At 68.2% G+C, this 19,167-nt stretch carries 11 protein-coding genes; 8 read left to right on the forward strand and 3 right to left on the reverse strand.

Going from position 1 to position 19,167, the window contains the following annotated elements; translation table 11 throughout:
- The first annotated feature begins 107 nt into the window (after positions 1-107).
- The 4 genes from ACPDIX_RS03140 (at position 108) to ACPDIX_RS03155 (ending at position 11,480) form a co-directional block, all read left to right on the forward strand.
- The gene (locus tag ACPDIX_RS03140; protein ID WP_423430321.1) at positions 108-2,936 is read left to right on the forward strand and encodes an FAD-binding and (Fe-S)-binding domain-containing protein; all 2,829 of its coding nucleotides are present in this window, start codon (positions 108-110) and stop codon (positions 2,934-2,936) included.
- Positions 2,937-2,994: 58 nt separating this feature from the next.
- The gene (mfd, locus tag ACPDIX_RS03145) at positions 2,995-6,579 is read left to right on the forward strand and encodes a transcription-repair coupling factor (protein WP_423430463.1); all 3,585 of its coding nucleotides are present in this window, start codon (positions 2,995-2,997) and stop codon (positions 6,577-6,579) included.
- A 255-nt stretch (positions 6,580-6,834) separates the two neighbouring features.
- Positions 6,835-8,931, forward strand: a complete 2,097-nt coding sequence (locus tag ACPDIX_RS03150; protein ID WP_423430322.1) for an ATP-binding protein — start codon at positions 6,835-6,837, stop codon at positions 8,929-8,931.
- A 197-nt stretch (positions 8,932-9,128) separates the two neighbouring features.
- Positions 9,129-11,480, forward strand: coding sequence for a hypothetical protein (locus ACPDIX_RS03155; protein WP_423430323.1), 2,352 nt, complete (start codon positions 9,129-9,131; stop codon positions 11,478-11,480).
- Between the two features lie 16 nt (positions 11,481-11,496).
- On the opposite strand, the gene ACPDIX_RS03160 is transcribed toward ACPDIX_RS03155, so the two are convergent.
- Complete coding sequence (locus ACPDIX_RS03160) at positions 11,497-12,453, reverse strand: thiamine-phosphate kinase (protein ID WP_423430324.1); 957 nt, start codon at positions 12,451-12,453, stop codon at positions 11,497-11,499.
- A gap of 8 nt (positions 12,454-12,461) precedes the next feature.
- Positions 12,462-13,295, reverse strand: coding sequence for a lysostaphin resistance A-like protein (locus ACPDIX_RS03165; protein WP_423430325.1), 834 nt, complete (start codon positions 13,293-13,295; stop codon positions 12,462-12,464).
- 461 nt (positions 13,296-13,756) lie between these two features.
- On the opposite strand from ACPDIX_RS03165, the gene ACPDIX_RS03170 reads away from it, so the two are divergent.
- Positions 13,757-15,595, forward strand: coding sequence for a transketolase (locus tag ACPDIX_RS03170; RefSeq protein WP_423430326.1), 1,839 nt, complete (start codon positions 13,757-13,759; stop codon positions 15,593-15,595).
- A gap of 143 nt (positions 15,596-15,738) precedes the next feature.
- Here the strand turns inward: ACPDIX_RS03170 and ACPDIX_RS03175 are convergent, their stop codons facing one another.
- The gene (locus ACPDIX_RS03175) at positions 15,739-16,296 is read right to left on the reverse strand and encodes a YqgE/AlgH family protein (protein WP_423430327.1); all 558 of its coding nucleotides are present in this window, start codon (positions 16,294-16,296) and stop codon (positions 15,739-15,741) included.
- 72 nt (positions 16,297-16,368) lie between these two features.
- On the opposite strand from ACPDIX_RS03175, the gene ACPDIX_RS03180 reads away from it, so the two are divergent.
- The 3 genes from ACPDIX_RS03180 to ACPDIX_RS03190 all read left to right on the forward strand — a co-directional run bounded on the left by ACPDIX_RS03180 (position 16,369) and on the right by ACPDIX_RS03190 (position 19,161).
- Positions 16,369-16,497 (forward strand): hypothetical protein, encoded by a 129-nt coding sequence (locus tag ACPDIX_RS03180; RefSeq protein WP_423430328.1) that lies wholly within the window; start codon positions 16,369-16,371, stop codon positions 16,495-16,497.
- A gap of 145 nt (positions 16,498-16,642) precedes the next feature.
- Complete coding sequence (locus ACPDIX_RS03185; RefSeq protein WP_423430329.1) at positions 16,643-18,370, forward strand: TolC family protein; 1,728 nt, start codon at positions 16,643-16,645, stop codon at positions 18,368-18,370.
- Positions 18,367-19,161, forward strand: a complete 795-nt coding sequence (locus ACPDIX_RS03190) for an efflux RND transporter periplasmic adaptor subunit (protein ID WP_423430330.1) — start codon at positions 18,367-18,369, stop codon at positions 19,159-19,161. Before ACPDIX_RS03185 ends, ACPDIX_RS03190 begins: the two co-directional genes overlap by 4 nt.
- The last annotated feature ends 6 nt before the right edge of the window (positions 19,162-19,167 follow it).

Below are 19,167 nucleotides of genomic sequence, written 5' to 3' on the forward strand. Positions count from 1 at the left end.
GTGTCTGTCGGTGTGCGTGGGGGGCGGCAGGTGCGGGCATGGCGGGGGCGCGGTTCCGGCCCGGGTGCGGGGGATGTCTGGAAACGGCATCAGCAGGCGCGGAAAGAATGGCCACGACGCAACAGCGTGCGGTGTTGTCGGCGACCTCGTGTGAGGTGGCTTTCGACAATGTGACGCGTCAGTTGTACGCGACGGATGCTTCGATCTACCGGATCGAGCCGGCGGCGGTGGCGTTTCCGCGGAACAGCCGGCAGGCCAGTGCGGTGGTGAAGGCGGCGCAGGAGGCCGGTTTGAGCGTGATTCCGCGCGGGGCGGGCACGGGTCTGGCGGGGGGCGCGTTGGGCGACGGTGTGGTGGTGGATTTTTCGCGGTATTTGCGGGCGATCCGGCGGTTTGATCGGGAGACGCAGACGGTGGAGGTGGAGGCGGGGGTGGTGCTGGATCAGTTGAACGCGTTTTTGCGGCCGCACGGTTTCTGTTTCGGGCCGGATGTGGCGACGAGTGACCGGGCGACGGTCGGGGGGATGATTGCGAACAATTCGTCGGGTGCGCGGGCGCCGTGGTACGGGACGACAGCGGATCATGTGGTGGCGGTGGAGGTGGTGTTGTCGGACGGGCGGGTTCGGTGGTTGCGTCCGGGCGAGGACACGTTGCCGGTGCAGCGGCGGGTGGCGGACGATGTGGTGCAGTTGCACGGGTTGCGGATTCGGGAGCGGATGCCGCCGGGTTTGTTGAAGCGGTGGCCGGGGTATGCGCTGGACCGGTATCTGGAGCGGCCGGGGGATTTGACGCAGTTGATTTGCGGGAGTGAAGGGACGCTGGCGGGGGTGTTGAGTGCGGTGTTGCGGGTGGTGCCGCTGCCTTCGGAGAAGGGGTTGGGGGTGTTGTTTTTCGAGTCGCGCCGGGAGGCGATGGAGGCGGCGGTGGCGTTGCTGGATTTGAAGCCTGCGGCGGTGGAGCATCTGGACCGGTTGTTGCTGGATCAGACGCGGGGTCAGCCGGCCTTTGCGCGGGCGCGGGCGCTGCTGGGGTTGGATGAGCGGCGGTGCGAATCGTTGTTGGTGGTGGAGTTTCTGGATGCGGTGGGGGACAAGCTGTCGGCGCTGGAGCAGCGGCGGTTGGGCCGGGGTTGTCTGGTGTTGCGCGGGCAGGAGGAGATGGGGCTGGTGTGGTCGTTGCGGAAGGCGGGTCTGTCGTTGCTGACGGGTCGGAAGGGGCCGGCCAAGCCGGCGACGATCATCGAGGATGCGGCGGTGCGGCCGGAGCGGTTGCCGGCGTACGTGGAGGCGCTGGAGGGGTTGTTGGGGGAGCTGGGTTTGGAGGCGTCGTTTTACGGGCATGCGGGTTCGGGCCTGCTGCATGTGCGGCCGGTGCTGGATTTGCATCGGGCGGAGGATGTGCGGCGGCTGCGGCAGGTGGCAGAGGGGGTGTCGCGGTTGGTGGCGTGTTTCGGGGGGTCGCTGGCGGCGGAGCATGGTGTGGGGATAGCGCGGACGGAGTTCATGCCGGAGCAGCTGGGTGAGGATTTGCTGGAGGCGATGCGGGAGATCAAGCGGTCGTTTGATCCGCATCAGTTGTTCAATCCGGGGAAGGTGATTCCGGACGGGCGGTATGCGTGTGACCGGGATCTGCGGCAGGGGCCGGGGTACGAGTTGAAGCTGCCGTTTCAGCCGGTGCTGTCGTATCTGCCGCGGGACGGGTCGTTGGTGGGGAATCTGGAGCAGTGCAACGGGTGTGGCGGGTGCCGGAAGCCGACGCCGGTGATGTGCCCGACGTATCCGGTGACGGGGTGGGAGGGTTTGACGACGCGGGGCCGGGCCAACCTGATTCGAGCGGCGTTGGAGGGGCGGGGGTTGGAGGGTCGGAGCTTGTGGCATTCGGAGGAGTTGCGGCAGGCGGTGGAGACGTGTCTGGGGTGCCGGGGGTGTGTGGTGGAGTGTCCGTCGAATGTGAATCTGGGTTTGTTGAAGGTGGATTTGCTGCATGCGCGGCATCGTGCGGAGGGGATGCCGGCGGGTGCATGGTTGGTGGGCCGGGTGGACCGGTGGGGTGAGTGGGGGACGCGGTTTCCGAGGCTGGCGAATGCGGTGTTGCGATGGGGTTGGGTGCGATGGGGGATGGAACGGTTTTTCGGGATTGCGGCGGAGCGGCCGTTGCCGGCGTTTGCGCGGGAGCGGTTCGATCGCTGGTTTGCGCGGCGGCGCCGGGGAGGTGCGCGGGACCGTGGCCGGGTGTGGCTGTGGGATGACACGTTTGTGCGGTATCACGAGCCGGGTGTGGGACGGGCGGCGGTGCGGGTGTTGGAGGCGCTGGGGTACGAGGTGGAGCTGGTGCGGGGCCGGCGGTGTTGCGGCCGGCCGGCGTTCAGCCAGGGGGATCTGGACCGGGCGCGGGAGCTGGGGAGTTGGAATCTGGGTTTGCTGCGCGGGGAGGATCCGCGTGTGCCGGTGGTGTTTTTGGAGCCGTCATGTTACACGATGTTCGCGGAGGATTACGAGCAGTTGGGTTTGGCGGGTGCGGCGGAGGTGGCGCGGCGGTGTGTGTTGTTCGAGGAGTTTGTGGAGCGGGCGTTGGAGGCGGAGCCGGATCGGGTGGCGTGGGAGCCGGGTCGGGGTTGGGTGTTGGTGCATGCGCATTGTCATGTGAAGGGTTGGGGTCCGTTGATGGCGCGGTTGGCGGGTCGGCTGCCGGGTCGGAGGGTGCGTTTGTTGGAGAGCGGCTGTTGCGGGATGGCGGGTGCGTTTGGTGCGATGGCGGCGACGTACGAGTTGTCGTTGCGCGTGGCGGAGCCGTTGATCGAGCAGGTGGTGCACACGCCGTACGGGACGGTGGTGGTGGCATCGGGGACGAGTTGCCGGCAGCAGGTGGCGTATTTGTCGGCGGTGCCGGTGATGCACATGGCGCAGCTGCTGGCGGGGGCGCTGGTGGAGGGGTGATTGGTGCCGGGGCGACTTGACGGGTGGGGCGACCCGGTGGAGGTTCGGCAGGTTTTTGGTGGAGAAGGTCGGTGCGGGGACAGAGAGGCCGGGTTGGACCCGGTGGGAAGGCACTCCCGCTGCACGGGCGCTGGTGCGGCGTGTGGAGGAGGGCGGGGTGTTGGGTTTGCCGCGGGTGGCGGAACCGGCGCGTCCGTTTCTGGTGGCGTGGTTGCACCGTTGTTTTCCGGATCGGCCGCTGGTGGTGGTGACGCCGGATGCGCGCCGGATGGAGGGGTTTCAGCAGGATTTGGAGACCTGGCTGCGGGTTTTGGAGGGGCGTGAGGTTCCGGCGGATGGCGATGCGGGCGGGGGCGAGGTGGGTCCTGCGGGTGTGCTGGTGTTTCCTGCGTGGGAGTTGTTGCCGGTGGAGGAGGGGTTGCCGCATGTGGACACGATCAGCGAACGGCTGGAGGTGTTGGTGCGGCTGGCGCAGGTGCGGTCGGGCGCGGGCCCGGCGCCGGTGATCGTGACGTGCGGTGCGGCGCTGGTGCAGCGGACGTTTGCGCCGCGGGAGCTGGAGCGGCGGTTGCGGGTGGTGGGTTGTGGGGGCCGGGTGGATCCGCTGGAGTTGGTGGAGTGGTTGGAGGCGCAGGGGTACGAGCCGGAGGTGCAGGTGACGCAGAAGGGCGAGGTGGCGTTGCGCGGGGGGATTGTGGACGTGTTTCCGCCGACGGAGCCCTGGCCGGTGCGGCTGGAGTTTTTTGGGGACACGGTGGAGTCGGTGCGGGTGTTCGATCCGCTCACGCAGGTTTCGCGCGGGCGGCTGGGGGGTGTGGTGTTGGGGCCGGCGGGCGAGCTGGGGATTTTGCGGCGGGCATTGCGGAGTGCGGCAGCGGGGGAGGGCGATGTTCCGGGGTTGAGCGTGCCGGCGGCGCACTGGCCGGCGGGGACGGTGGTGGTGTGGAGCGATGCGGATGAGGTGCGGTTGCGGGTGGGGGAGTGTCTGCAGGGCGGGGCGGGCGGTGACCCGCTGTGGGCGGAGTGGTCGGAGGTGGAACGGGAACTGGCGTCGCACGCGGGGCCGAAGGTGTGGATGGGCGAGGGTGCGCCGGAACGGGGCGAGGTGGCCGGCGGTGGAGGGCGATGTGGCGAAGGAGCGGCCTGGGTGGCCGTGGCGGCGGATGAGGAGGGGGCCGGGTGTGCATGGGTTTGGGAGGATCTGGAGGCGTTTCGGCCGTTGCCGGAGCGGCCGCCGCCGGCGGAGGTGGCGGAGGTGCAACGGCGGGAGTTTTTCGAGCAGATGCATCGCTGGCTGCGGCAGGGGCAGGCGGTGGTGGTGTTTTGTCCGAGCGCGGGCGAGCGGGAGCGGTTTGAGGAGCTGTGGCGGGAGTGGGTGCCGGGGGAGGCGGGGGCGGACGGGTTGCGGCCGGAGGTGCATGCGGGTGCGTTGCGGCGGGGGTTCTGGTGTGAGGCGGCGGGGTTGGTGGTGGTGTCCGACGCGGAGGTGTTCGGCCGGACGCGCATCCCGCGGCCGCGGCGGATGAAGTCGCGTCATGCGGCGGCGATGCGGTCGGTGTTCGAGATCGATTTCTCGGAGTGGGAGGTGGGGGATCTGGTGGTGCATTTGAACTACGGGATCGGCCGGTACCTGGGTTTGGAGACGCTGCCGGAGGGGGGTGCCGGTGGGTCGCGCGGGATGGAGTGTCTGGTGCTGGAGTATGCGCCGGAGGAGCCGGGCCAGCCGCCGCCGCGGTTGTACGTGCCGGTGAGCGAGGCGCATCTGGTGAGCAAGTACGTGGGGGCGGGCCGGGTGCGGCCGCCGCTGCACACGTTGAGCGGGCACCGGTGGCGGGTGGCGCGTGAGAAGGCGGAGCGGGCGGTTCGGGATGTGGCGGCGGAGTTGCTGGCGGTGGCGGCGGCGCGTGCGGCGCAGCCGGGGCATGCGTTCAAGCCGGACACGCCGTGGCAACGTGAGTTTGAGGCGGCCTTTCCGTACGAGGAGACGCCGGATCAGTTGCGGACGATTGCGGAGGTGAAGGCGGACATGGAACGGCCGCGGCCGATGGACCGGCTGGTGTGTGGCGATGTGGGTTTTGGGAAGACGGAGGTGGCGTTGCGGGCGGCGTTCAAGGCGGTGATGGACGGCAAACAGGTGGCGGTGCTGGTACCGACGACGGTGCTGGCGCAGCAGCATTACAACACGTTTCGGGATCGGATGGCCGATTATCCGGTGCGGGTGGAGTTGTTGTCGCGGTTTCGGACGCGCGGGGAGCAGCGCCGGGTGCTGGAGGGGCTGGCCAGTGGGTCGGTGGACATCGTGATCGGGACGCACCGATTGTTGCAGCCGGACGTGCGGTTCCGGGATCTGGGCCTGGTGGTGGTGGACGAGGAGCAGCGGTTTGGTGTGCTGCACAAGGAGCGGTTGAAACAGCTGCGGACGCAGGTGGACGTGCTGACGTTGAGCGCGACGCCGATCCCGCGGACGTTGTATCTGGCGTTGATGGGGGCGCGGGACCTGAGTCTGATCCAGACGCCGCCCCAGGATCGGCTGCCGGTGGAGACGATCGTGATTCCGTATGACGAGGAGGTGATCCGGCAGGCGATTTTGCGGGAGTTGAACCGGGGCGGGCAGGTGTATTTCCTGCACAACCGGGTGAGCACGATCGAGACGATGCGGGCGCGGTTGCAGACGCTGGTGCCGGGGGCGCGGATTGTGGTGGGGCACGGGCAGATGAAGGCCGAGGCGCTGGAGGAGGTGATGACGCGGTTCATCAACGGCGAGGCGGACGTGCTGTTGTCCACGACGATCATCGAGAGCGGATTGGACATTCCGAACGCGAACACGATCATCATTGACCGGGCGGACCGGTTCGGTTTGAGCGATCTGTATCAGCTGCGGGGGCGGGTGGGGCGTTACAAGCATCAGGCGTATGCGTACCTGCTGCTGCCGCGGCACGGGCGGTTGCTGATGCAGGTGCGCAAGCGGATGAGCGCGATGCGGCAGTATGCGTCGTTGGGCAGCGGGTTCAAGGTGGCGATGCGGGATCTGGAGATCCGGGGTGCGGGGAACCTGCTGGGTCCGGAGCAGAGCGGGCACATCACGGCCGTGGGGTTCGAGCTGTACTGTCAGCTGTTGCAGCAGAGCATCGCGGCGTTGCAGGGCCGGCCGGTGCCGCGCCGGGTGGAGGTGGCGTTGCGCCTGGATTTTTTGGAGGTGGCGGCCGGCGGGGCGTGTGAAGGGGGCGGTCCGGCGGCGTATCTGCCGCATGGGTATGTGGCGGAGCCACGGCATCGGATCGAGGTGTACCGCCGGCTGGCGCAGGTGACGGATGGGGGGCAGTTGGAGGCGCTGGCGGCGGAGTTGCGGGATCGGTTCGGTCCGTTGCCGGAGCCGGTGGAGTGGTTGTTGATGACGGTGCGGATCCGGCTGGCGGCGGCGGCGCGGGGGATCACGCATGTGGAGGTGCGGGAGGGCCGGTTGATGTTGAGCCGGCAGGGCGAATGGCTCCAATGGGAGGGGCGGTTTCCGCGGTTGACGCGCAAGTCGCCCGGGGCGCGGTTGAGGGAGATCCTGAAGTTCCTGGAGGGTCTGCCGGAGGTGACCACGGGTCTGCTGGTCGGGGCAGGCGCGGCGGGGCCGGTCCCGGGGCGAAACGGGTGAGGGACCCGGGGTGGGCCCGGGGCGGGTCCGTGGAGGATTGGAGCCGTGGTTTCGGGTGGGGCCCGATGGGGGAACGGGAGTGCATGGGATACGATGTCGGAGCATTGACGGCCTGCGGCGAAGGCGGTTAACTGCAAAGCTGACAGCAAGCATCCAGTGGCGGTGGCTCCGGTCCCCGGAGGGGCGTCGGGCCAGGTTGCCGGGTGCGCGGGCGGCGAATCGGGCAGTGGCACCGCCTGGCGGTGTGGAGACGGGATGAAAACCATTCTTGTACTGGCGGATCATCCGGATACGGCCGAGGCAGTGCGCGCGGCGTTGGATCCCCAGGAATACCGCGTGGTTCATCGAGTTTCGTTGGAGGAGGCGGAGCCTTTACTGGCGCATGGCCTGGTGCAGTTGTGTGTGTTGGACGCGGATCTGACGGGGGTGCAGGCGTTGTGGATGATCGAGCGGATCCGGCGCCGGAGCGCGAAGTGTCCGCTGGTGGTGCTGGCCGGGGCGCGCCAGCCGGAGTGGGAGGAGGAGGCGGTGCTGCAGGGGGTGGCCCAGGTGGTGAGCAAGCCGGTGCGGCCGCGTCTGCTGCAGGCGGTGGTGGAACGGTTGGCCGGTGGCGGGAAGGCGCCGGCCGAGCCGGCTCCGTCCAACGGGCACACGGCCCGATTGTCGGCCAAGCCCTCGCCGGGGACGGATTTTGTGCCGTTGAGTGGGGCGCGAACGCTGGCGGAGGTGGCGGGGGATGCGGCGGGGGGTGCTGCCGCCGGCCGGCAGGGGTTCGAGATCCTGCGGAAGTTTTCGGCGATTTTGACGCATTCGTTGGATGCGGAGGGTTTGTTGCGGCAGTTCCTGTTTTTGTTGCGGGAGCTGTTCAGTGTGAACCGTGCGGTGGTGTTTTTGCGGCGGCCGGCGCTGACGGCGGTGGGTCTGCCGGCGGAGGGTTCCGAGCAGCGTTTGCGGGCGGCGTGTTGGTTGAGCATGCCGGGCAGTTTGGTGGAACAGGTGGAATTGTCGCTGGAGGCGGGGTTGGGCGGTGCGTTGCAGCAGTGGGGTCGGATCCTGCGCCGGAACAGTCCGGAGCTGCTGCAGGATCCGGAGGCGCAGAAGGAGTTCGAGCTGCTGGGCATGCAGGTGGCGGTGCCGATTGTGGACCGGGAGCATCTGCTGGGGGTGGCGATGTTCGACGGGCACATCACGGGTGAGCCGCTGAGCAATGCGGAGCTGGAACTGGTGTTTCATCTGCTGGAGCAGGTGGGGTTGGCGCTGCGGAACATCTGGTTGCACGATCAGTTGCAGGCCAATCACCAGATGCTGGCCGAGATCCTGCGGGAGCTGAACAGTGCGTGTGTGGTGGTGGGGCCGAATCTGACGATCCTGCACGCCAACCGTGCGGCCCGGCGATTGTTCCGGAGCGGGAGTCGGCGGACGGGCGAGCCGGATTTTTCGGATCTGCCGGCGGCGTTGGGGGCGAAGGTGTATCAGGTGCTCCGGACGGGGGCGGGTTTGCCGACGTTCCGTTACACGCCCGAGGATCAGTCCGGGACGGTGTACATGGTGAGCATTGTGCCGTTTCGGAGCCAGGGCTCCGGGGATGCACTGACCTCGGCCCTGTTGATCGCGGACGATCGGACGCAGGCCGAACGGTTGCAGAAGTTGGAGCTGGAGGCGGCGCACCTGCGGTTGATCCGGAGCATGGCCGACCGGCTGGTGCACGAGATCGGCAATGCCCTGGTGCCGCTGACGACGCATCAACAGTTGATGGCGGAACGGTTCGACGATCCGGAGTTCCGGCGTTCGCTGGAGCAGGCGTTGGCCACGGGTGTGCAACGGATCAGCCGGTTGCTGCAGCAGATGCGGTTTCTGGCGGCCGAGACCGCGCTGGGGGACGAGCCTGTGCCGTTGGTGCCGTTGGTGCAGGAGGCGTTTCAGGAGGCGCGGAAGCACGTGCCGCAAAGCCGCGCGGAACTGGAGTTTCGCGATCCGGGCCGGCCGGTGTTCGTCCGGGGTGATCGGACGGCGTTGCGTCATGCGTTGACGGAGGTGTTGTTGAACGCGCTGCAGTCCGGGCCGGAGGAGGCCAAGGTGCAGGTGCAACTGGTGACGCAGACGAACGGGACGGGGCATCCGGTGCTGGCGCTGGAGGTGCGCGATCAGGGCAGCGGGTTCAATGCCGAGACGGCCCAGAAGGCCGGGGAACCGTTCTTCACGACGCGGAACGTGGGCCTGGGTCTGGGCCTGGCGGTGACGCGCCGGATCGTGGAATCGCACCGGGGTCGGTTGGAGGTGGTACCGGCTGCCGAACCGGCGGCGGGTGTGGTTCGCATCACGCTGCCGCTGGCGGAAGTCACGGGCGCTTGAAGGCGGGCACGCGGGCGGCCGCTTGAGTCGGGGCTGGAGGTGCGCGCCCGCCGGTGGGTGCGCGGGGCGCACGGGTGGGGCTCGAAGGGCGTGTGGTGGGGCAGGGTCGTGCGGCGAAGGGACGGCGCGTTGCGTTCGAAGGGCTGCGCCGTTTGGTTGGGGTGGCGGATGGGAGGGGGTGCCCGGAGAGTTTCGCCATGAACTGCGTGTGGAAGCCTGCTCGGATGGGTGTGGGGTTGGGTGGGCGGTTGTTGGCCTGGTTCCTGTTCGGTGTACCGTGGGTGCAGGCGGGGGAGCGGGTGCCGCCCGGACAGGTCTTCTTGGAGGGGGAACCGGTGCGGGCGAGTCTGAGTGGGGAAGCGACGGCGTGGGTGTTGGAGGATTACGAGGGGCGGGCGTTGCGCCGGGTCGAAGGAGGAGAAGGTTCGGTGGTGGAGCTGGGGCGGTTGCCGATCGGTTTCTATCGGCTGCGGTCGGTGGATGCGCCGTCGCGGTGGGTGTCGTTGGCGGTGCTGGAGCGGATGGGTGAGCCGCCGGCGGCGGATTCGCCTGTGGGCGTGGACGTGGCGATGTCGTGGTTTTACGACGAATCGCGTATGGAATCGGTTGCGCGGCTGTGTCGGTTGGCGGGGGTGGTGCGGGTGCGGGATCGGATGCGATGGGCGGAGCTGGAGCCTGAGCCGGGCGGGTGGGCGGGCCCGACCCGGTACGACGCGGCGGCGCGGGTGCAGAGTGCGGCCGGTTTGGAGGTGTTGCAGGTGGTGCATGATGCCCCGCCCTGGGCGGGGCCGGATCCGCGCCGGTTTCCCGACGATTTGCGTGTGGTGCACCGTTTCTGGGAGGCGATGGCGCGCCGGTGGTCCGGGCAGGTCCGGGCTTTCGAGCCTTGGAACGAGGCGGACATCCGGGGATTCGGCGGGCACACGGGTTCGGAGATGGCCACGTATCAGAAGGCGGCCTGGTGGGGGATTCGATCGGGGTCATCCGACACGCGGGTGTGCTGGAATGTCTTTGCGGGGGCGCGCATGCCGCATCTGGCGGATGTGGACGCCAACGGTGTGTGGCCGTACTTCGACACGTACAACTTTCACCATTACGAGCCGTTCGACCGGTATCCGGCGTTGTATGCCAGGCATCGGGCGGTTTCGGCCGGGCGGCCGATCTGGGTGACGGAATGTGCGTGGCCGGTGCGTTGGAGTGGGGACCCGCGGTTGCAGGAACCGGCGGAGGAGGATCTGAGGGTGCAGGCGGAGCGGGTGGTCAAGACGTTTGCGTGCGCGCTGTTCGAGGGTGCGGATGCGGTGTTTTACTTTTTGTTGCCGCATTATGTGGAGGGGGCCACGCAATTCGGGTTGTTGCGGCGGGATTTGACGCCGCGTCCGGGTTATGTGGCTTTGGCGGCGGTGGGTCGTTGGTTGGCGGGTGCGCGGCCGCTGGGCCGGCTGGCTGGCGGGCCGGAGGGGGTGCGGGTGTACATGTTTCGGTCCCGGCCCGGTGGGCGGGCGCGCGATGTGGGGGTGGTGTGGAGCGAATCCGGTGAACGCACGTTGGAACTGCCGGTTCGGCCGGAGACCGTTCGGGACGGGCTGGGGCGGCGTCTGCCGGTTACGCGTACCTTGAGGGTGGGTCAGGCGCCGTTGTTTGTGGTGTTTCGGTCCGGGGAGGGCGCGGCCTGGGTGGACGAGGGTCCGCCGGCGCGGCCGGTCTGGCGGCCGGGCGGGGCATCGCCGGTGGTGCTTCAGGCGTTGTGGCCGGTGGAGGATGTGGATTTGGCGCAGTCGGCGTACCGGGTGGAGAGCGGTCGACCGGTGGAGGTGCCGGTGCGGCTGTATCATTTTGGGGAGCGGTCGGTGCGTGGTCGGCTGGTGGTGCAGGTGCCGGAAGGTTGGGAGGCGCGGTTTGCGGGCGACCTGGTGTTGCGGCCGGGGGAGATGCAGGAACACCGGCTGCGACTGACGGCGCATGCGGGCGGGCTGCGTTGGATCCGGCCGGTGCGCATCGTGGCGCGTCTGGATGGCGAGCCGGACGCGCTGTTGTCGTTTCGGTTGATGCCGGTGCCGATGCCGGACTCGGCGGTTCTGAAGCGGTTGCCGGGGGCGGACGAGGCGGGGCGCTGGGCGGCGCGGGTGTCGGGTCCGGGTCGGTGCGAGGTGGTCGGCGGGTCGGATGGTGTGAGGGTCGTGGCGGCGCCGGGCGGGGCGGATCCGTGGTTTTATCCGGAGCTGCGACTGGGGCCGGACGAGTACGCGCCTGCGGGTGCGCGGGGTTTGTCGTTCTGGTTTCGGCGTGAGGGCGGCGAGGCGGTGTACCGTGTGATAGCGGAGGAGGCGTCGGGTGCGGCCTACGTGCTGGATCTGGAGGAGGTGCCGGCCGGGGAATGGCGGCAGGTGTACGTGTGGTTCGAGCAGGGGGTGTTGGGCTCGGGCTGGAGCCCGCCTGATCCGAACGGGCGGTTGGACGCGGGCGAGGTTCGCGTGTTGAAGGTGGGTGGGAACGGTCGGGGCCCGGTCCGTTACGAGTTCCGGGACCTGGCCTGGATCCGGGACTGACCGGCCGGTCCGGGCTTCACGGCTCTCCACCCGGTTCGGGTTCGGCGAAGTGGCGGTAGCCGTGGAGTGTGAGGGGTTGGACCTCGTGGCGGTCGCGGATGAGGAGGGTGGGTTCGGCGAGGATCTTTCCGATGCAGGAAAGGCGGAGGTTGGGGAAGGTTTGTTTCCAGGCGTCGAGCAGGGGGACGGCGTCGCGCGGGGCGACGGTGAAGAGGAGTTCGAAATCCTCGCCGTCGGTGAGGGCGGCGACGAGTGGTGGTTTGGCGGTGGCGGAGCGGAGGGCGGCGTGTCTGGCGGCGCGGCTGATGGGGATGGCGCGTTTGAGTAATTCGGCGCCCACGCCGCTGGCGCGGAGCAGGTGTCGGAGGTCGCCGGCCAATCCGTCGCTGAGGTCAATCATGGCGTGGATGGGGAAGTGTTGGGTCAACCAGCGTGCCTCGTTCAGGCGGGGTTCGAATTCGAGGTGTTTGCCTTCGGCCGCGCCGCCGAGTTCGCCGGTGACGAAGATGGCGTCGCCGGGCCGGGCGCCGGATCGGAGGACGGCGCGGCCGCGGGGGACCCAGCCCCAGAGGGCTACGGAGAGGAAGAGGCCGCCCGGGTTGCGCGTGGTTTCACCGCCCACCACGGCGACGTCGTAGCGTCGAGCCAGCCCGGTCAGGCCGGCATAGATGCGGTGGACGCGGTCCGGGTCGGGTCGCTCCGGCAGGCCGAGTGTAACCAGTGCGGCGAAGGGTTGACCGCCCATGGCGGCCACGTCGCTGAGGCAGCGGGCCAGGGCCTTGTGACCGATTTTTTCGGGTGGTGCGTCCGGGGTGAAATGGACGCCCTCGACCACGGCATCGGTTTTGAACAGCCAGTCGTGGTCCCCGTCCCGGGGACGAAGCACGGCGCAGTCGTCTCCTGGGGGGACGATGACCTCGGAGCGTTGCGGCAGGTGTGGGAGGAGGCTTTCGATGAGTGCGAACTCGTCCATGGCAGGTTTCAGGGTCCGGCCCAGGTTTGTTGATAGAACTGGACGGCGAGGAAGTTGAGGGCGTTGAAGACGGCGTGGGCGGCGATGGGTGCCAGCAGATTGGCCGTCTGTCTGTAGAGCCAGGTGAGCAGGAGGGCCAGCAAGACCAGCGCCGGGAAGGAGGCGGCGTTGGCGTGCACGAGGGCGAAGAGCAGCGTGGTGCCGATCCATGCCAGGCGCGGATGGCCCGCGCGGTGCAGGGTGCCGAAGAGCAGGCCGCGGAAGAGGGCTTCCTCGGCCGGCGGTGCCAGGACGAGGGCCACCACGGCCAGGCCGAGTTGCCGGCGCCAATCTGTGGTTTCCTGGAGGACCTGCACGGCCACCTGGACGTCCGCGGGGAGGTTCAGTTGTTGGAGCAGGGCCATGCTCAGCAACTGAAGAGCCCAGGCGGCGGGCAGGACCGCGCACGCGGCGGCGAGGCCCAGCAGGAGGGCGCGTCCGGGCCGTACGCGCAGGCCGAAGGCGTCGCTCCAGGTGGTGCCATGCTGGTGGAGAAACCGTGTGATGAGGATCAGGGCGGCACCCTGGAAACTCAACCCGGCCCACAGGACCTGCCGGTACCCGGACGGTCGTTCGGCGGGCCCGGCCCATTGGTGTGCCATGCTCAGGCAGATCAGCCCCAGATAGAACGTGACGGTGAACCCGATGAGCTGGCGGCGAAACCGTTCCCAGGTCCATTGCTGAAGGGTGAAGGTGAGCGCGGCGATCAGGCCGAGCAGACCGGGTACGGCCAGCCAGAAAACCCGCGAGGGGACGGCGCCGGGGCCTTCGCGGGTGAGCAGGCCGGCCCAGGATCCGATCATGACACAGGTCAGCACAGCCGCGAACAGGCGGATGAGTGCCTCTCCGGACCATGGACAGGCGCGGTCCATTTTATCGTGTTGCCGGCGGGGGCGCCGCCGGGGCTTGCGGAGTGTGTCGGCATCCCATCGTCATGGGCGTTGCAACTTGTCCGGGAACGGCCGTCTCATGTGCCACCGGCCGGTCATCCGGTTGGCTTCATGGCCGTGCCGGAGCACGGTCATCCGGCCGCTGTGGATGCGGGACGCTTTTTCCGGGGCCCGCACACGGCACGGACGGAGGCCCCGTCCGGGCCGCACGGCAACTTAGGAGATTCCCGGGGCGCTGACGAACCGAAATGACAATTTGCCGGGGCCCCGCCGTCGGGGAGCGCACGCCGCGCGATGTGATCCTTGCCCGGCGCAGGCCGGGAGATTTTTCCTGCTTCCCCTGCGGGGGGCGTCTGCTTATGCTCGCAGCTCGCATGATTGAGACCGACTTGGAACTGCTGAGGGGAATTGCGAATCAGTTGCGGATTCACTGCATCACCGCGACCACGGCGGCCGGCAGTGGGCATCCCACTTCGTGTCTGTCGGCGGCCGATCTGGTGGCGGCGCTGTTCTTCGGGCACATGAGGTTTGACCCGAAGAATCCGAAGCATCCGAACAACGACCGGTTCATCCTTTCGAAGGGCCACGCCGCGCCGCTGTTGTATGCGGCCTGGGCGGAGGCCGGGTTCCTGCCGGTCGAACAGCTTGGTCAACTCCGGCAAATCACGTCCGATCTGGAGGGGCATCCCACGCCGCGGCTGCCGTTTGTGGATGTGGCGACCGGATCGCTCGGCCAGGGGCTGGGCATCGGGGTGGGCATGGCGCTGGCTGCGCGCCAGAACGGGCTGGACTATCGGACGTACGTGTTGATGGGCGACGGCGAGATTGCCGAGGGGGCCGTGTGGGAGGCGGCCTCGCTGGCCGGGGTGAAGAAGCTGAACAATTTGATCGGGATTGTGGACGTCAACCGGCTGGGTCAGAGCGAGGCGACGGCTTTCGGTCATGATCTGGCGACATACCGGCGCCGGTTCGAGGCGTTTGGCTGGCGGGTGGAGGATGTGGACGGACACGATCTGGAGGAGATCCTCGAGGTCCTGAGCGGGGTGGGGCTGGGCGAGCAACCGCTTTGCATCCTGGCCCGCACGTACAAAGGCGCGGGGGTGTCGTTCCTGCAGGACAAGGACGGTTGGCATGGCAAACCGCTCAGCAAGGACGAGGCGGCACGTGCGATTGCGGAGCTGGTGCCCTCGGCACGGCCGGCTTCCGGGGTGAGCATTCCGGCGCCGTCGGACAAGCAGCCGCCGGAACGGCCGGTACCGGCGAGTTATCCGCCCGTTCAGTATCAGCCCGGGCAGATGGTGGCCACGCGCGAGGCGTACGGGAACGCGCTGGCGCGGATCGGCGAGGTGGATCTCCGGATCGTGGCCATGGACGGGGACACGAAGAATTCGACCTTTGCCGAGAAGTTTGCGAAGAAATTCCCCGACCGCTACACGGAGTGTTACATCGCCGAGCAGACGTTGGTGGCGGTGGCGGTGGGGTTCAGCACGCGCGGGTTCGTACCGTTTGCCTCTACGTTTGCGTGTTTCTTTACGCGTGCGTACGACCACATCCGGGTGGCCGGCATTTCGCGGGCCAACATCAAGCTGGCGGGGTCGCACGTCGGGGTGAGCATCGGCGAGGATGGCCCGTCGCAGATGGGGTTGGAAGACCTGGCGATGATGCGGGCGGTGGCCGACTCGGTGGTGTTGTATCCTTCCGACGCGGTGAGTGCGGAGAAGCTGGTCGAGCAGATGGCGTTGCACCGTGGGTTGTGTTATCTGCGCACCTCGCGGCCCAAGACGCCGGTGATTTACGGCAATGACGAGGCCTTCCCGATCGGTGGCGCGAAGGTCCTGCGGCAGAAGGAGGGCGACCGGGTGACGGTGGTGGCCGCGGGCGTGACGCTGCACGAGGCGTTGAAGGCCGCGGATCGCCTGGCCCAGGAGGGTGTGGGGATCACGGTCATTGACGCGTACAGCATCAAGCCGTTGGCGGCGGAGGTGATCCTGGAGGCGGCCCGGCGGACGCGCAACCTGGTGGTCACGGTGGAGGACCACTATGCGGAGGGCGGTTTGGGCGACGCGGTGGCTGGCGAACTGAGCGCGCAGGGCGTGCAGGTTCACAAGCTGGCCGTGCGCGAGCTGCCGCGGTCTGGCAAGCCTCAAGAACTGCTGGCGCGTTACGGGATCGACGCCGATGCGATCGTGGCCAAGGTGAGGGCCCTGGCCTGAGCCCGGCCGGGCCCGGGGATCTGCCCCGGCCATCGGGTCGCGGTTTCTGGAGCGGCGGAACGGCGCGGGAGGTCCGTGCGGTTCCGTCGCCGGTTTTTTCGGGACCGGGCCGCCGCCTGCGGGAGGATGTCGCCAGGGGCGGCTCAGTTCAGGGAGGGGTCGTCGGGGATTTGAGACAGGAGCCGGTAGCGCCAGCCCTTTTTGCGGAGCACACGCGCCCACAGGGTGTCGGTGTCCTCGGCGAAGACGATGTCCAGCGAGGCCGGGTGGGTGATCCAGGCCTTTCGGCGGAGTTCGCTTTCCAACTGACCCGGGGCCCAGCCGGAGTAACCTGCGAAGATCTTGAGTTTTTTCTGCGGGGAAAACGACTCGCCGATCTCGACCAGTTGATCGAGGGAATGGCCCAGGCTGAGGTTGGGCATCACGTCGGCGTTCGGCAGGCAGGCATCGGAATGGAGGTAACAGACGGTGGTGGGTTCGACCGGCCCGCCGAGGTAGAGGGGTTGTTCGCGCAGGGCGTCGGGGAGGTCGGCGACGATGACCTGGCCGACGCGCGTGCCGGTGGGCCGGTTCAACACGAGGCCGAACGCGCCGTCTTCGTCGTGCCGGCAGATCAGGATGACCGTCCGGGCGAAGAACGAGCCACTCAGTTGTCCGCTGTCCAGCAGGAGATAGCCTTGCAACGATTTGCCCACTGCCATAGCGACGTGTGTCGTTCCGGTTCGAATGTCGCGCAACCTTGTGCGTCTGACAACCCGGTTTACATTGCTGGCGTGAAAACGCGATGGGTGTGGCTGTTGGGGCTGGTCGTGTTGTTGACAGTGGCGACCGGCTGCCGTTGCTGTCGTGAGAGCGGGGCCCGGGAGTATCGTCCGGGTCAGGGTTGGGTCCCGGCGCGGTGAGCTCGCGGCGATCGGGTTCGTCGGGTCCGATTCGGGGGAACGCTCCCGGGGCGGTCCCGCAGGCAATGTCCCGTGAGGTTCGGAAATGCCCTCCGTAAAGGACCGAAGTTTGCGGGATGGGTGGGGGTTGGTAGCTTGCGGGGGCGTGAAGCGAACGCGAATCGGATGGATCCTGGCCGTGGGTGTGTGTGTGGCGGGGGTGTTGGAGAGCCCGGGCGTTGCGGGGGCGGAGTCGGACCGCCGACGCGAGGCTGGTGAGCGGAAGGTGTGGGAACTGACGCTCGGGTCCTACCTGCAGGCGGTGCTGGAGGACAACGAGACCCTGCAGGCCCGGTGGTTGGAAAGCGTGGCGGCCTGGCGGCGCGCGCGGGCCGAACGCGGCACATTCGAGCCGGAACTGTTTGCCTCCATCCAGCGGCAGATCAACGAGCGACTCAACACGGTGGAGCAGCAACGCAGCACGTTGAGCAGTGTGTTCAGCGAGCGGAACAACATCTATGAGGGCGGGTTGGAAGGGCTGCTGCCCAGTGGCGCGCGGATCCGGCTCGGCTACACGCTGCGCGACCTGAAGAACAATCTGCAGAGTCAGCCGCTGTTCGTGTCGCGGGGCTTGACCAACGGCGAGTTTGTGACGTTCGTGGGTGTGTCCGTCACGCAACCGCTTTTGAAGAACGCGGGGCCGGCGGCGACGTTGGCGGCGTTGCGGATCGCGGCGTTGGATTCGGACATCGCGTTTCAGGAGTACCGGCGCCAGTTGATGCTGACGCTGGCCCAGGCGGAGGATGCGTACTGGAACCTGTACATGGCTCAGGAACAGGTGCGGTTTTTTGAGGAATCGCTCGCCACGGCCGAGAAACTCTTGGAAGACAATCGCAAGCGTCTGGAGGCCGGGCGCGGTTCGGAACTGGAGGTGTTGGAAGCGGAGGCCGGCGTGGCGTTGCGCCGGGCACGGCTGGAGGAGGCCCGGCAGAAACACGAGGAAGCGGTGGCCCGCGTGCTGGCCTTTTGTTCGGAGACGACCGCCGGGTTGCGGACGCCTGTCCGGGCGGTGGAAGCCCCGCCGGCGGAGGTCAACGAGCCCGACCTGCTGTCGCTTTGGCAGGCCACCTGGCAGATGAACCCGGACTATCAGATTCAACGGCTCAGGTTGATGCAGGAGGCGAACCGGGTGGGTTACCAGCGCAACCAACGGTTGCCGGAGTTGAACCTGGTGGGCAGCTATGGTTGGAACGGTCTGGGCGAGACCCCGGGCGATTCGTGGGCGGTGGTGGAGGATGGCGGGTACCCGAGCTGGTCGCTGGGGTTGGAGCTGCGGTTCCCGGTGGGCGGCGGCGTCAAGGCGCGCAACCAACTGCGTGCGGCGCGGCTGCAATACGAGGCGGCCGAGCTGAGCTTGCGGGAGTTGGAACGTCAGATTGCCAACGCGCTGGAGGTGGCCCGGCAGAAGCTGCGCGCCTCCCGCGCGGCCGTGGCAGGGTACGACACCCTGGTCCGCTTCAACCGCACGCTGCTGGATTCTGCCCTGGCGCGGCTGGAGGTGGGCAAGCTGGACAGTCGCAAGGTGCTGGAGATCGAGGAGGACCTGTTCGAATCACGCAATCAACTTCTGGACATGCTGGTCCAGCGGCAGCGGGCGTTGCTGGAGCTGGAGGTGGTCAGCGGGCGGCTTCTGGAGACCCGCGGATGCGAACCGGACCGTGCCCTGCTGGCAGCCGGTGTGCGACGGTGGACGATGCAGGGTGCCGAACTTGCCGCAGCGCCGGCCTCCACGGGGGATGAAGCGCGGGAGGCGACCGCGCCCGCGGGTCGGGAAAGCCCTGCGCAACGCCGGGCGTTGGAGGTGCTCCGACGTTCATCCGAAAGGCAACCATGATGACCATCAACCGTTTTCACCGCAGAGGCCCGGCGTGCGGGCCGGTGTTCTCATGGGTGCTCGGGCTGTGGGTTTTCGTTGTGCCGGCCCGGGCACTGGAGCCGGCTGCGGGCATCACGGAGGCGATATACGACGGCACGCTCAGCCTGCCGGTGGCGGGGATCGTGACCGGATGTCCGAGCCGGGAGGGCGCGAGCGTCCGCGCCGGTGATGTGCTGCTGGAGCTGGACAGCACCCTGGAGGAACTCGAGGTGCAACGCCGCCGGCTGATCCTGGAGACGCGGCGCATGGATTACGAGGCGCTGCAGCGCCTGTTCGAGCAGAACAGCATTTCGGTGAAGAAGGAGGAACTGGACAAGGCCCGCGCGGATTATCAGGTGGCCGAGACCGAATTGAAGATTGCCGAGGAACAACTGCGCCGGCGCCGGCTGGTGGCGCCGTGCGACGGTGTGGTGGTGGAGGTGCGGCCCGAGGTGGGCGAGGCGGTGCAGGCCTACCAGCCGCTGATCCGGTTGGTGGACACGCGGCAGGTGCGGTTCGTGGCCAATGTGGAGCCGGCATGGTGCACCGGCCTGCGTCCGGACCAGACCGTGACGGTGGAGCTGGACGCCGCGCCTGCGCCGGTGCGGGTGCGGGGCCGGGTGGCTTTTGTCTCGCCCGTGGCCGATCCGGCCAGCGGCCTCCGCCGGGTGGAGGTTTGGTTCGAGAATCCGGACGGTGCGGTGGCCCCCGGCGTGGCGGGCCGGCTGATCGGTGCTGGCCCGGCTGTGAGCGGTCCGGTTCAACCGTGAGGGAAG

Source organism: Limisphaera sp. 4302-co, from assembly GCF_049537155.1.
In the GTDB taxonomy this organism is placed as follows: Bacteria; Verrucomicrobiota; Verrucomicrobiia; order Limisphaerales; family Limisphaeraceae; genus Limisphaera.